Annotated in this window: 13 protein-coding genes and 2 pseudogenes; 1 reads left to right on the forward strand and 14 read right to left on the reverse strand. The window is 61.1% G+C overall.

The annotated features are described in order from the left end of the window. Positions 1-13 precede the first annotated feature (13 nt). The 9 genes from PQR32_RS19100 to PQR32_RS19140 form a co-directional block, all read right to left on the reverse strand. Positions 14-1,336 (reverse strand): MFS transporter, encoded by a 1,323-nt coding sequence (locus PQR32_RS19100; protein ID WP_408230043.1) that lies wholly within the window; start codon positions 1,334-1,336, stop codon positions 14-16. Between the two features lie 103 nt (positions 1,337-1,439). After that, positions 1,440-2,360, reverse strand: coding sequence for a LysR family transcriptional regulator (locus PQR32_RS19105; RefSeq protein ID WP_408230046.1), 921 nt, complete (start codon positions 2,358-2,360; stop codon positions 1,440-1,442). A gap of 114 nt (positions 2,361-2,474) precedes the next feature. Beyond that, positions 2,475-3,425, reverse strand: coding sequence for a LysR family transcriptional regulator (locus tag PQR32_RS19110; RefSeq protein ID WP_408230049.1), 951 nt, complete (start codon positions 3,423-3,425; stop codon positions 2,475-2,477). A gap of 29 nt (positions 3,426-3,454) precedes the next feature. Then, positions 3,455-4,144: an EthD family reductase gene (locus PQR32_RS19115; protein WP_408230052.1), complete on the reverse strand. Its 690-nt coding sequence runs from the start codon at positions 4,142-4,144 to the stop codon at positions 3,455-3,457. A 2-nt stretch (positions 4,145-4,146) separates the two neighbouring features. Further along, a complete protein-coding gene (hpaC, locus tag PQR32_RS19120) occupies positions 4,147-4,701 on the reverse strand; it encodes a 4-hydroxyphenylacetate 3-monooxygenase, reductase component (protein ID WP_408230055.1) in 555 nt (184 codons plus the stop codon). Positions 4,702-4,729: 28 nt separating this feature from the next. Continuing rightward, positions 4,730-5,947 (reverse strand): acyl-CoA dehydrogenase family protein, encoded by a 1,218-nt coding sequence (locus tag PQR32_RS19125; protein ID WP_408230058.1) that lies wholly within the window; start codon positions 5,945-5,947, stop codon positions 4,730-4,732. Between the two features lie 55 nt (positions 5,948-6,002). Then, positions 6,003-7,361, reverse strand: coding sequence for an MFS transporter (locus PQR32_RS19130; protein ID WP_408230061.1), 1,359 nt, complete (start codon positions 7,359-7,361; stop codon positions 6,003-6,005). Between the two features lie 525 nt (positions 7,362-7,886). Then, positions 7,887-9,359: an NAD-dependent succinate-semialdehyde dehydrogenase gene (locus PQR32_RS19135; RefSeq protein WP_408230064.1), complete on the reverse strand. Its 1,473-nt coding sequence runs from the start codon at positions 9,357-9,359 to the stop codon at positions 7,887-7,889. A 180-nt stretch (positions 9,360-9,539) separates the two neighbouring features. After that, positions 9,540-9,764, reverse strand: a complete 225-nt coding sequence (locus tag PQR32_RS19140) for a substrate-binding domain-containing protein (protein WP_408230107.1) — start codon at positions 9,762-9,764, stop codon at positions 9,540-9,542. A gap of 54 nt (positions 9,765-9,818) precedes the next feature. Here PQR32_RS19140 and PQR32_RS19145 point away from each other — a divergent pair. Continuing rightward, a pseudogene (locus PQR32_RS19145) lies at positions 9,819-10,226 on the forward strand (ABC transporter ATP-binding protein); the annotation flags it as partial. Here PQR32_RS19145 and PQR32_RS19150 read toward each other — a convergent pair. The 5 genes and pseudogenes from PQR32_RS19150 to PQR32_RS19170 all read right to left on the reverse strand — a co-directional run. Beyond that, positions 10,220-10,306, reverse strand: a pseudogene (locus PQR32_RS19150) (LysR family transcriptional regulator); the annotation flags it as partial. The pseudogenes PQR32_RS19145 and PQR32_RS19150 sit on opposite strands and share 7 nt — an antisense overlap. A 270-nt stretch (positions 10,307-10,576) precedes the next feature. After that, positions 10,577-10,828, reverse strand: coding sequence for a PAAR domain-containing protein (locus PQR32_RS19155; RefSeq protein ID WP_408230067.1), 252 nt, complete (start codon positions 10,826-10,828; stop codon positions 10,577-10,579). Next, positions 10,821-11,282: a hypothetical protein gene (locus tag PQR32_RS19160; RefSeq protein WP_408230069.1), complete on the reverse strand. Its 462-nt coding sequence runs from the start codon at positions 11,280-11,282 to the stop codon at positions 10,821-10,823. Before PQR32_RS19160 ends, PQR32_RS19155 begins: the two co-directional genes overlap by 8 nt. A gap of 3 nt (positions 11,283-11,285) precedes the next feature. Then, a complete protein-coding gene (locus tag PQR32_RS19165; protein WP_408230071.1) occupies positions 11,286-12,278 on the reverse strand; it encodes a 3D domain-containing protein in 993 nt (330 codons plus the stop codon). Positions 12,279-12,287: 9 nt separating this feature from the next. Then, positions 12,288-13,249 (reverse strand): DUF2345 domain-containing protein (locus PQR32_RS19170; RefSeq protein ID WP_408230074.1); only part of this gene is annotated, 962 nt, incomplete at its 5' end.

Raw genomic sequence — 13,249 nt, forward strand, 5'->3', positions numbered from 1 at the left:
GCCGCTTCGCTTCTCAGGCGCGCGGGGCGGCGTCGCCGGTGGCGAGCGAGTTCGCTTCGTCCTCGGCTGGCGTGACCCGCATGACCAGCGCGATGATCGTCGCGACAATCAGAAAGGCCGCGATCGTCAGCAAGGCCAGCTTGAAATTGCCGGTCGCATTGCGCACGAGGCCGATGCTCCACGGACCGACCAGGCCGCCGAATTGCGCGATGGTGTTGATCAGCGCGATCGTCGCGGCGCCCGCCGCGCCGGTTCTGAACGACGACGCAAGGCTCCAGAACAGCGGGTTGCCCGCATAGATGAACAAGCCGGTCACACACAGCAGCGCATAAGCGATCATCGGGTTCGGTGCGTACGCGCTGCCGGCAATCGCCAGCGCGCTCATGCCGTACACGAATGCGAGGTGCTTCTTGCGATCGCCGGTGCGGTCGGAACTGCGGCTGATCAGGAAGGTGCCCAATACGCCGAGCAAGGGCGGCGCGGCCGACAGAAAGCCGACTTCGAGATTGCTCAGATGGCCGAGACTCTTGACGATCTGCGGCAGCCAGAGGAAGAGGCCGTAAATGCCGACCAGCGCGCACCCGAACAGGCACGCCAGGCTCCATACGCGGATGTCGCCCGCCACGCGCAGCAGCGGAAAATGCGTGTTGCCGCCTACGGCCTCGCGCTCGGCGGCAAGCGTCGATTCGAGCCAGCGCTTTTCGTCATCGGAGAGCCAGTCGGCGTCGGCGGGACGTTCGGTCATGATGCGCAGCGTCAACAGGCCGAGCAGCATGGCCGGCACGCCTTCGAGGATGAACATCCACTGCCAGCCCTGCAAACCGAGAATGCCGTTCGCGTAGGTCATCAGCGCGGTGGAGATCGGACCGCCCAGCACCGCCGAAAACGAACCGGCGATGATGTAGCCGCCAACCGCGCGCGCACGGTAACGCACGGGAAACCATTTCGTCAGATAGACCGCGACGCCCGGCAGAAAACCGGCTTCCATCACGCCGAGCAAAAAGCGCAGCACGTAGAAGCTCGAGTCGTTGAACACGAAGGCCGTGGCCGCGGCGACCGCGCCCCACGTCAGAAGAATGCGGGCGATCCAGCGGCGTGCGCCGACACGATGCAGCAACAGGTTGCTCGGCACCTCCAGCACCATGTAGCCGACGAAGAAGATGCTGCCCGCGAAACCGAACACGGCCGGACTGAAGCCGAGCTGTTTGTTCATGTCCAACGCGGCGAAACCGATATTGATCCGGTCGAGATAGTTGAAGAACATCATCGCGAAGAGCAGGGGCATGAGGCGCCCGTAAACTTTTCGCATGGTTACAGCTTCGTTGATCGCGGTCATCCTGTCTCCTACCTTGCGGCGACGGCCGTAGCCGTGGCTGCGTTCTAATCATGTGTGAGGTCTATGATAAGAACGCGCGGACAGGGAGTCCAAGACCGGTTGCTTATGCTTCTATAATTTTTTGCTTATAGTGTGCGTCCGTGAGCGGCGCGGGAAGGCAATCCAGAAATGCCCGCAAATGAGGCGAAGCATCGTCGGTGCGAAAGGTGGCCGCAAGTGTGGAGCGGTACGACGAGCCCGGTCCCGTAAGGTGACGGTAGACGACGTCGGTGCGCCCGTGCCGTGCCACCGATTCGCCGATGAACGTCACGCCGAGGCCTGCCGCAACGAGGGCAATCGCGGTCTGGATTTCATAAGCCTCGTGCGCGACGAGCGGGGTGATGCCCGCATCGCGATAGAGCGATTGGACCGAGCGTTTGAACTGGGCGTTCTGATGCTTCGGATAGAGAATCAGCGGCGTATCGGCGAGATCGGCGATGCTCACCTTCTTGTGCGCTGCAAGCGGATGGCTGGGTTCGAGCGCGGCCACGACGGGCTCGCGCAGCAGCGGATACGACGTGCACCCCTCAACCGTCAGCGGCTGCCGGCCGATGCCGATGTGAATGCGCATATCGCGCAGCGCATCGGTCTGTTCTTCGGTGAGCATCTCGAAGAGCTTGAGTTCGACTTGCGGATACGCCTTGTGAAATGCCTTGAGCGCGGGCGGCAAAACGCTGTACATCGATGAACGGGTGAAACCGACGCTCAGCCAGCCGCGCCGGCCGACGCCGATTTCCTGCGCGACGAGCGTCACCTGTTCCAGCGAACCGAGTATCTGACGTGCCTCGCTGCACAAATAATGGCCGGCCTCGGTCAGACTCAGCGGACGTCTTGCGCGATCGACCAGTTGCGTGCCGAGCCGTTCTTCGAGTGAACGGATCTGCTGGCTCAGCGCGGGCTGCGCGATATGCAGACGCTCGGCGGCGCGGCTGAAATTGAGCTCCTCCGCGAGAATCACGAAGCACTGCAAGGCTCTGATGTTCATATCGGTTTTCCTGGTCTCCTGTAGCGGGAGGATAGCCGTTTGCCGGCGCCGAGGCATCTTCCGTTGCGTCGGATAGAACGGCCGCCGCCCTGGTGTGAACACCGATTTGCGGCCTTACGATTCAGCCGGCGCTCGCGTCTTTGCGCTAATCGGCGGTTGATGGAACATGTCGTAAATCTCGTCGAGCAGCCAGGCAATGCCCGGATCCGCTGAAAATTGCGAGTGCGAGTGGACCTGAATTTCGATGGGCGGCAGCGCGAACGGCAAGGGCAGGATGCGAAATGCTTTGTTGCGGTTGAAGCGCTGCGCGATACTCCGCGGAAAAATCACGGCGAGGTCGGTATGCTGAACGATCTCCGGCGCCACCACGAAATGCGGCAGACGCAGCACGATATCCCGGCGCAGATTCAGTTCTTCCAGCCACTGTTCCACCATCCGGTGGCCGGTCGCGTTGGTGCTGGCATACACGTATCGCAGGCTCGCGAGGTCCTCCTTGGTCGGCTTCTGTTTGCGCAGCGGATGACCGGCCCGCACCACGCAAACATGTTCGTCGACGAACAGCGTCTTGCTCACGCAACCCGGATCGAGACCGGGCACATAGCCGAGCGCCAGATCGATCTTGCCGCTGCGCATGGCCGAACTCACTGAATCGACGGAGACGTTTGCAATCTCCAGGCGAATCCCGCGCGCGCTGCGGTCGAGCATCGAAAGAAGCGGCGGTAGGAAATAGAACTCCGACATGTCCGACATGGACACGCGAAAGACGCGCTGCGCCGTGGCGGGATCGAACTTGGCGATTTGCTGGACCGCGTTGTTGATGATGCCGAACGCTTGAGTCAACGGCGCGTGCAGGCGCAGGGCGGCGTCGGTGGGAACCATGCCGGTGGGCGTGCGAACGAACAGAGGGTCGTCGAATAAAACGCGCAGCCGGCGCAAGGCGTGGCTGACCGCCGGTTGCGTGAGTCCGAGACGCTCCCCCGCGGCGGTCAGGCTGCGCAGATCGGAGATGGCCAGAAACACGCGCAGCAGGTTCAAATCCGTAATGCCGGGGTGCGACTTGGTCATGACGTTCGGATCGCGGCGAGGGCGGGCATTTATTTGGGTTTCAGATTACCGTAAATGCTACGCATAGGGAAATGCAGCGTCGCGCCGCTGTAGGGCGGAAAGGCGTTGAAGTCCTGTTTCATGCTGGTGCGAATCGGCGACGCCAGCGCAGCCGCTAGCGACGCGGGATCGTCGAAGACCACTTTATTGCGTTGCATGGCCGTAGCGCGTTCGATGCCGAGACCCGAGCGGTAATCGAGCCGCGTGTAGATTTCGAGCTCGCGAATGCCGGGCAATTGCGCCATCAGCGGTGGATGATGGGCGAGGTAATGCGAGAGCCACGCGTTGAAGTCCTGTGCTTCGCCTTCGTAGCTGACGAGGTAGGTGCTGCGTTCGGTGTGAGTGCCGAGGTCGACTGGGTCCGGTGTGGCGAGCCGCCTGACCGCCATCGCTTGCTGCGTGAAGATGAGAGCCGTGCTCGAAGATTCGTTGACGACGTCGTGTATCGCGCCCTTAGGTTGCAGCGCTTGTTCAAGCAGTTCGAGGTCGTCGAAATACCATTGCAGCACGCAGCGAGGGCGCGCGGAAGTGTCGGACTTCGACAAAGGATCGCAGTCGTCCGCTTCCGCGGGCACGTGGATTACTAAACGGCGTAATCCCTCTACGTCTCGCGGTGTTAGTTCGAACCGCGGTTCACGCGCAGGCGTGCCGTGGCCAACGAGAAAGAAGCAGACTTCCACGTTCACCTCGCGCCTTGGGCGGCCACCGACGGCGCCGCCGCTTGCGGACGTGTCAGCCGATGAAACTGCCGGCCGAAATAGATGAGCCCGTCGCCATCCGAGCGCAGCGCAATGTGGCCGATCTGCGCGAACATGACCGAGTGCGAACCGACCGTCTTGATGTCGACGATCTCGCCTTCGAGACTGGCGATCGCATCCGCGAGGACCGGCGCCGACGACGGGCCGTCCGTCCATGCGTGGCGTCCGAAGCGCTCGTCCATCGAGCACGCTGTCATGCCGGCGAAATCACGCGCGAGTTCCTGGCACTCGGCGGCAAGCACGTTGATGCACACGCTGCGGTTGCGATGCAGTACGTCGTGCACATAGCTGGCCTGATTGATACAGACGAGCATGGTCGGCGGCGCGTCCGTCACCGAGCACACCGCGCTTGCAGTAATGCCGCAGCGGCCGCCGGGTCCGTCCGTGGTGATGATGTTGACGGCGGCCGGCAGGCACGCCATCGCATCGCGGAAACGCTTTCTGGTGTCTTCGATTGTCACGATCTTTTCCTTTTGCATGGCATGAGGCAGGGCGTGCCGCGCCGCGTCACGGATAAGGCGTGACGGGCGGCACGCCGGCGAACAACGCGCCGGATGCGTCATACGTGCCTTCGCCCAGAAACGCATGCTGCGTCACCACGATCGAATCCCGCACGAGACGCTGCAACCGGTTCTCGCGATAGATCGCGGCGATGCCCGCCATCTGATAAGCCTGCATCACCACTTCCGCGCCGACCTGCGCGGCGTGCGTCGCGCTGAGGCGCAACAGATTGGCCTGTTCTTGCGAGACGGGATCGCCGTCGATAAGCGTTTGCCACGCGGCCTCGGCGGATTCGTAGAAGAACGCGCGGGCGCTGCGCCAGTTGGCCTCCGCTTTCGCGAGGCCCGAGCGGTAATAGCCGCGATCGGCGAGGCGCGGCGCGCCGGTGGTGGTTTTGGTCGAGCCGGACATACCCGTCAGCAGATCGAGCGCCGCGCGCGCGAGGCCGATGTTGACGGCGGCGTGCACCTGCGCCTGGTAGGCGACGGCGGGGTAGCGGTAGAGCGGCTCGTCGATCAGCGCCGCGCCGCCGCGCACGAAGGTCCATTGCGTATCGACGAATTTCTCGCGCAGCCGCAAATCGTGGCTGCCGGTTCCCTGCATGCCGACCACGTTCCAGTTCTCGACGATCTCGACTTCATGCGCGGGGAACACGGCGGTGAACGGCTTGCCCGCGCCCGCATCGCCGGAATTGGCGGGCGTGCCCCCAATTCCGACGCCGATCCAGTCCGCACCCTTGCAGCCGCTCGCGAAGCGCCACTGCCCGCTGACCACGAAGCCGCCCGGCGCTTTGGTGGCCGGTTGCAGCGGATAGAGGCCGCCCGAGAAAACCTGGTCGGGGCCGGTGGCATAAATCTGCTGCTGTGTTTCGATCGGCAAGGCGGCGAGATAAGTATTCGCCGAGCCGAACGCGGCGACCCAGGCGGCGGAACCATCGGCGATCGCGATGCGTTCGAGCATCCGCAGGAATTGCGCCGGCGGCAGCGCATCACCGCCAAAGCGCTGCGGCGTGCTTGCGCGAAAGATGCCGGCGCGCTTCATCTTCGCAATCATGTCGCGCGGAACGTGGGAGAGTTGATCGAACTCGTCGCGGCGGCGCTCGATCTCGCCGATCAATGCGTCGAGTGTGAGCGGGCCTGCGTAGTCGGGATACGGATCCGCGTGATCGGTGGCGCGAGGTTCGTAGGCGTAGGTCGAAAGACTGCTCATCTGAAGGCTTTGCATGATGACGGCTTGAGAATGGGAGTGAATGAGTTCGGACGAAGTGGCGTCGAAGGCCTTAAGCGCTTTCGTGCTCGATGTGCTCTCGGGCTTTCGCCTGAAGCCGCAGCGCCTTCGGAAAGGTCTCCGGTGCGAAACAGGTGGCGGCCACTGTGATCAAACCGAGCACGACGAGATAAATCGCCACTGGCGCGGCGCTGCGGTAATGCGCGAGCAGCGCGGTCGCCACCATCGGCGAAAGTCCGCCGCCGAGTACCGATGAAATTTCGCGGCCGATGCCGAGTCCCGAGAAGCGCAGATGAACGGGCAGTAACTCGCTGATGAAAGCGGGCTGCGCGCCTTCCAGAATGCCGAGCGTGATGCTGTTGGCGAGCACGAGCGCGGTGATGACTTTCCACAGCACGCCCGAGCCCAGCAACGTGAAATACGGGTAAGCGACCAGCACCATCGCCACGGCGCCGGCGAGATAGACCGGCTTGCGGCCGACGCGGTCGGTGAGACGGCCCATGAACAAGGACACGGGAATCATCAGCAGCATCGACACGGTCAGGCCGCCTAGCACCCAGCTCGATTTCAGGCCGATGAACTGACCATACGCAATCGAGAACGCGAAGAAGATGTACGACGCCGCGCCTTCGCCGAAACGCAGGCCGAACACCGTCAGCACCTGGCGCGGACATTGGCGCAGCACCTCGACGATCGGCATGCGGGTATCGCGGCGCGTCGCCTTGACTTCGGCGAACTCCGCGCTTTCGTCGACGGAGCGGCGCATCCACAGACCGAGCGCGACCAGCACGGCGCTGCAGAGGAACGGCACACGCCAGCCCCAGCTGTGGAAGTCGGCGGGCGAGAGCGTTTGCACCAGCAGAAACGCGGCGGTGGACAGCACGAAGCCGAACGCCGCGCCGCACGGACTCCAGGCCGCGAGCCCACCGCGCCGGGAGGCGGGGGCGCTTTCGTGAATCAGCAGGATGCTGCCGCTCCATTCGCCGCCGGCGGCGAGGCCTTGCAGTATGCGCAACAGCACCAGCATGACGGGCGCGGCGAGGCCGATCTGCTGATAGGTCGGCAGAAGACCCATGCAGACGGTGGCCGTGCCCATGACGAGCAGCGTCAGCATCATGACCGTCTTGCGGCCGTAGCGGTCGCCGATATGGCCGCACAACACGCCGCCGATGGGCCGCGCGATGAAGCCCACGGTAAAGCCGCCGAATGCCGCGATGGTGCCCGTCAACGGATCGCTGCTGACGGGAAAGAACAGCTTGCCGAACACGAGCGCGGCAGCGGTGCCGTAGAGAAAAAAGTCATACCATTCGAGGACCTGCCCGAGCACGGCGGTCGTCACTGCGCGACGAACCTTGCTGGTGGGGCGGGTTGCGGTCAGGGGTGTCAGAGCGGCTGTCGCTTCAGAATTCATGGCGGGTCATGGCAGGTGGAAGGTCACGATGTGGAGGATCGCGCGTTCTCGCCATGATGTTTGGCAGGAGCGGCGAGACGAGCCCGGCAGGCATGGTCGAACGATAGGACCGGGAAAAAACGCGGTCAAATTCAGGCCAAAAATGGCCGTCATGAATCGTGTGCATGACGGTTACGCAATTTCGCGCGAGGGCCGTTGCGGCGGGGGGGCGTGTTTGCGTTCTCCCGAGAGGGGAACGGGTTTTGGTGCGGGGAACTGAGATTTGACGAAGTGCAGGCCGTGCCTGTGCACTGTGGTCTTAGCCTGCGGACAACGGAGGGGAAGCTGAATGCAACTGACCGACTTCGATACGCTGGCCTTTGATTACTGTGGACGTCAATCGACGCGTTTGGTCTGGCGTCGTGTTGGATTTATCGCGGGCAAATGAGAACTGCCGCCTCGGCGCACCGTCTCTCACAACTGAGAAGCGATGGCGTTCGGCGGCAGAGCGTTCTGGCATTCAGGCACTAGCGGGATTGCGGCCCGTCAATCAAGCCCGCCCTGGCACATGTACTTGATCGACATGTAATCGTCGAGTCCATATTTCGACCCTTCGCGCCCATAGCCCGATTCCTTCACGCCACCAAACGGCGCCGCTTCGCTCGACACCGCGCCTTCATTGATGCCGATCACGCCCGCTTCGAGCTGCGCGGCCACACGATTGATGCGCCGCACGTCCTGCGTATAGAAGTAAGCGGCGAGACCGAACGGCGTGTCGTTGGCGAGGTGGATCGCTTCGGCTTCGTCGTCGAAACGGAATAGCGGCGCGACCGGGCCGAAGGTTTCTTCGCAGCAGACGAGCATGTCGTCCCGCGCGTCCGTCAGCACGGTCGGCGCGTAGTAGTTGGGGCCGAGTTCCGTCAGGCGCTTGCCGCCCACCAGGATTTTCGCGCCGTGTTTGACGGCATCTTCCACGTGACGGGCAATCTTGTCGATCGCGCGTTCGTTGATCATCGGGCCGATCTGCGCGTCCGGGTCCGTTGCAGGCGCAACCTTCAAGGCGGCGACGCGCCGCGCGAGCAACTCGGCGAAGCGCTCATAGACGCCGGCTTGCACATACACGCGGTTCGGACACACACAGGTTTGGCCGCCATTGCGGAACTTCGCCGCCATCAGGCCGACGACCGCGGCGTCGAGATCGGCGTCGTCGAAAACGATGAAGGGCGCGTTGCCGCCCAATTCCAGCGAGAGCTTCTTCAGCGTGGCCGCCGATTCACGCGCGAGATGCTTGCCGACCGGCGTCGAACCGGTGAACGTGATCTTGCGCACGCGCGCGTCGGCGAGCCAATCGGCAACCGCGGCAATGCCCTGTTCACGCGACGCCGACAGCATGTTCAGCACGCCGTTCGGCAGACCGGCTTCCTGCGCGAGCGCGGCGAGGGCGAGCGCCGTGAGCGGCGTGTCTTCGGCGGGCTTGGCGACCACGGTGCAGCCGGCCGCGAGCGCGGGCGCGATCTTGCGGGCGATCATCGCCAACGGGAAATTCCACGGCGTAATCGCCGCGATCACACCGACCGGTTCCTTCACCGCGCTCATGCGCTTGCCGCGCTGCTGCTGCGGAATCAGATCGCCGTAGATGCGGGTCGCTTCGTCCGCGAACCAGGCCACATACGACGCACCGTAAGCGACTTCGCCGCGGGCCTCCGCGAGCGGCTTGCCCTGTTCCATCGACATCAGCTTCGCGAGGTCGTCGGTATTGGCGACGATCAGCGCGTGCCAGCGGCGCAGAATCTCGGCGCGCTCGCGCGGCAGCTTGTCGCGCCATGCGGGGAACGCGCGGGCTGCGGCGTCGGTGGCGGCGCGCGCGTCCGCGGCGCCGCTGTCCGCGACTTCGACGATCGTCTCGCCGGTGGCCGGGTTGGTGACGGCGAAGCGGGCGCCGTCGGCGGCGCCGGTCCATGTTCCGTCGATCAGGTTCTGCGGGCGGATCAGTTCATTGCGTGTCAATGCGAGAGACATTCGGTTGCTCCTTCAGGTTGCCCTTGACGTAGCGAGGCTCGCGGCCGCGTACGCGCGTCGATTGATGGATCGATGCTACGCCTGCGCCGCAATCGATGAAATTGCCAATCGAGGCGCCGGCGGCTTGCACGCCGTTTTTTTGCGGCGATGACAGCATTTTCTGCTGATTACCCTGCAAATTCATTTCAGCCGTCGCGGGCCGGTCGAGGCGCGCACCACTAAAGTGGGCGGCGGCGCGAGCACCATCGACGGCTGCTGGTGCGGGGTCTGGATCAGCCGGATCAGACTTTCGATCGACAACTCCGCGATCGCCGCGGTCTGAATCGCGACCGTTGTCAAGGCAGGGTGCACCTGATGGGCGAGTTGAATGTCGGTAATGCCGATCACCGAAACGTCGTTGGGCACCGCGCGGCCCAGCGTGATCAGGGCCTGCGCCGCGCCGATCGCGAGCAGGTCGACGTGATTAACACCAAAGTGCGTGATGCCGCGCGCATTCTGCAACTGGACGATTATATGGAGCGCTATCCGAAAGCGCTTTCGGGCGGGCAGCGGCAGCGTGTCGCGATCGGCCGCGCGATCGTGCGCGAGCCCGGCGTGTTTCTGTTCGACGAACCGCTGTCGAATCTCGACGCCGCGTTGCGTGGCCAGACACGGGTCGAAATTGCCCGTCTGCACCAGCGTTTCGCCAGCGCGAGCGTGGTCTACGTGACCCACGATCAAGTCGAAGCCATGACGCTCGCCGACCGGATCGTACTGCTGCATGCCGGCGCGGGCGCGGAGCGCTTCGGCAGCATCGCGCAGACCGGCGCGCCGCTCGAGTTGTATCACCACCCGAAGTCGCGCTTCGTGGCGGGCTTCATTAGCGCCGCTGCGGCCCGGTTAAAACTCAGGTGACGTGCCGTCTCTTCAAAAAAGCGCAACGCGATCAGGGATGGCAATCGCCGCATGGATCACCTGCTGTCTTTCCGATAGTTCAGGAAAACGAAGCATCTGGAAGGCGCTGGTCCACTAGCATTCAGGCCAGCAGGCGGTCAAAGGGGGAAAACCCCCGCCTGCTCACGCCTGCCCCTGTTAGCGGACCAGCAGGTCTATTCGATCACACATCAATGCCACTCAACATCGTTATGTCGAAATTTGACAAATGACCGGGGTCGATTCAAGTATTCGTCTCCAGCCTTCACTCACAGACTCGCTTTTTTCCGCGTACTCACGACCACTCACACCAGACTGGAAATCAGACTGCAGCCGCAAGTGGCCTGATGGCCCTGCCGCGCAACGGGCGTACCGCAATCGGTGATTCGCGTGTCGCCTTCGAGGATCATATTGGGCTGGACGTGGGGGTGCAGCGGGCACTCTATGAGATCGCCCTTGCGGGCCACGCGCCGCCCGGCATAACGCATGGTTTGGGAGGCGGTGACGACTTTGCCGCCGTGGTCGGTGGTGTCTCCGAGTCGGATAAGGTCAATCATCCTTATCACCTCGATCCGTGGACTCCGAGGTACTCACCTGCGATTGGTTCGGCGGCGGGTTCACTTCAATTGCATAGAAACCCTCTTTAACAGATTGCGCTCCCTGCGGCCCGTCAATTTCCCTTCCGTTCTTGTCGAAGAAGTGCGTATCGGTGTCTATCACGACCTGGACAGAGCAGGAATCGCTACTAGGCGAACTGCGAAGCCTTGCACATACACGGTATGGTCCGACTCTCGTCAATTCCAACTTTTGACTTACGTTGGCCCCGACCGTTGTCCCAACCGCATCTTTTTCAAACACAAATGTCTGAGTCAAAAATTGCGCAAAGAAGGGACGTTGGTTAATCAGCGGCAGAACCTGCTGTTCAAAATCAACCGTACCATCTGCGAAGCAACTTGACCCATATGAAGTCAACGACAGGAATATTGCCCAAGATAATTTTGACGTCTTCATCACCTAGTCCTTTATATATTTAACGCGACGTTGAGTTCCGTTAACGCCGCCATGCAACCACGCTTGCACGACACTAGCACCAGCGCCTAAAAAATTATCGATATGACGACCGACGATGGCGCTACCACGGTCATCCGCGTATCGATCACCGACGCCATCAATATTGACGTGCGAGCGTGGAGGAATTACGGTCTTATCAACCGCTATCGAATGGTTTTCTGTCACTGCCCCAAACGAACCTTGAACTGTATTCGTGTATGCAAAGGCGACTTGTGCTGGATCTTGAATATGGTCACGGTGGCCATGACTGTTCAGGTGCCATGTGGTAGTCATGCTGACAAATCGCACATAACGTCCGTTTAAAGCCATTCCGGTACCTTGCATGACGACACCGGATGCACTGAAAAGAAAATCATATCTGTGCTGGTCGCCCAACCCGTTCCCGTTGGTCATCTGGCCACCGAAATCCGATTCGTTGCAGACGTTATATCCAGTGATCAAAAATGTTCCTTCGTACCACGCGTTTTTTAAAGCGATTGAAAGTGGCAGCGCAGAAATGTCCGGATTTTCGACAGACAGCCGAAGATCGCCAGGAGTTCTGCTTTCAAGTGTGACCATGATCGTGCCATCAGGAGCCGTTGACGACGAGCTTAGTCTGACAACATCGCCGGCACGGTTGCTCCTAATTAATACAGCCTTTCCTGAAACCGGTGTTCCATCCGACGTTTGCGCAACGGTTATCTTTATCTTTAATTGATAAAGTATATTTCCGTGCAGGACGGCGGATGTAGACGGAATTATCGGTAAAACGTCACCATGCAGATTGTTTTGAACCTCCCAACGCAACACGGCATCGGCCACACGTACAGTCACATTGGACATAGGATGCGGATTCGAGACACCGGCGCCGACAGCAGTTGAAGATGTCATGTTCGGAGAAACGGCTGACGCTCCGTTCGACGCAGGGTTGGCAGGTGGCGATTGGATATCACTCATGAATCAACCTCAGTGGACCAGATGAACGATCAATTTTTCCGTGCCGCTTGTGGCTACCCGCATGGTCTTTCCCGCAGCGTCTGTAATGCCATCAATAATCTCACCGGACTCCTTCACAATTTTGTATTTGACATTTGACAATGGCTTGCCCGTCTCTTTATTTACGAAGGTAAATTGTTCGTTATGAGGCTTGCAAGCGATATTGAGAGGTTTGGCTTCTGGGGCAGGTATATCAAAGGCTGCGCAATGGATCAGACATTGCCCTTCCGTATGGACAAATGCACCATTGGAGTTCAGCGTAAGTTGAGTCCCACCCGCATTTAATGTAATTTCATTGGGAGTCGTGATATTGATTGAACCTTGTTCGCTAATGATCTCAACAACCTTCTGAGCAAGCAGACTCATGCCATCGGTTTTCGCTTCCAGTGAGACTTTTCCAGCCGCCGCGACCATTGTGATACCCATACGCTGAACAAATACGCTAAACCGTTCCCGTATCGAAGCGAGAAATGACATGCCAGTTGCAATTCCGACACTGAAACCCGTGGTCAATGCCAGATGCTCATTACTGGCAATATGCGTGCTTTTTCCCGCAGTCAGTGCAGTACTGGCAGCACTCGACAGTACAAGTTGCGGCTCTGAAAGCTCCGGGAACAAATTGTCGTCGGTCTCCAGTCCACCACGGATGGTGTCATTTTGATCCCTCAACGCATTCGCTATTTCAGATTGATCAGTTCCTGGCTGCTGGGCTTCGTGGTGCTGCGCTTGCTCAAGTAGACTTTCCTGTAACTCATGGGCTGCCGTAAGCCGTTGCACCGTCTCGCCAATGTCCTTGACGGGGGCCGCTGCACCCGCGCGCGTTTCGGTGCTGATTACCATGCCGCGATTGGCGCGCAGCACGCCCCATGAATCGGTTGCCAGTTCCCACCCCTCGCCGCGCTCCTCCTTGCGCCCCTCGTTGCCGTCGATGC

Origin of the sequence: Paraburkholderia dipogonis (genome assembly GCF_046027395.1) — a bacterium.
GTDB lineage: Bacteria > Pseudomonadota > Gammaproteobacteria > Burkholderiales > Burkholderiaceae > Paraburkholderia > Paraburkholderia dipogonis_A.

What these genes read in the sequence shown, in the direction of transcription:
- PQR32_RS19135 (WP_408230064.1), bottom strand. Translation starts at nt 9,359, where the DNA reads ATGTCTCTCGCATTGACACGCAATGAACTGATCCGCCCGCAGAACCTG.
- PQR32_RS19125 (WP_408230058.1), bottom strand. Translation starts at nt 5,947, where the DNA reads ATGCAAAGCCTTCAGATGAGCAGTCTTTCGACCTACGCCTACGAACCT.
- PQR32_RS19160 (WP_408230069.1), bottom strand. Translation starts at nt 11,282, where the DNA reads ATGAAGACGTCAAAATTATCTTGGGCAATATTCCTGTCGTTGACTTCA.
- PQR32_RS19100 (WP_408230043.1), bottom strand. Translation starts at nt 1,336, where the DNA reads ATGACCGCGATCAACGAAGCTGTAACCATGCGAAAAGTTTACGGGCGC.
- PQR32_RS19130 (WP_408230061.1), bottom strand. Translation starts at nt 7,361, where the DNA reads ATGAATTCTGAAGCGACAGCCGCTCTGACACCCCTGACCGCAACCCGC.
- hpaC (WP_408230055.1), bottom strand. Translation starts at nt 4,701, where the DNA reads ATGCAAAAGGAAAAGATCGTGACAATCGAAGACACCAGAAAGCGTTTC.
- PQR32_RS19155 (WP_408230067.1), bottom strand. Translation starts at nt 10,828, where the DNA reads ATGATTGACCTTATCCGACTCGGAGACACCACCGACCACGGCGGCAAA.
- PQR32_RS19105 (WP_408230046.1), bottom strand. Translation starts at nt 2,360, where the DNA reads ATGAACATCAGAGCCTTGCAGTGCTTCGTGATTCTCGCGGAGGAGCTC.
- PQR32_RS19165 (WP_408230071.1), bottom strand. Translation starts at nt 12,278, where the DNA reads ATGAGTGATATCCAATCGCCACCTGCCAACCCTGCGTCGAACGGAGCG.
- PQR32_RS19110 (WP_408230049.1), bottom strand. Translation starts at nt 3,425, where the DNA reads ATGACCAAGTCGCACCCCGGCATTACGGATTTGAACCTGCTGCGCGTG.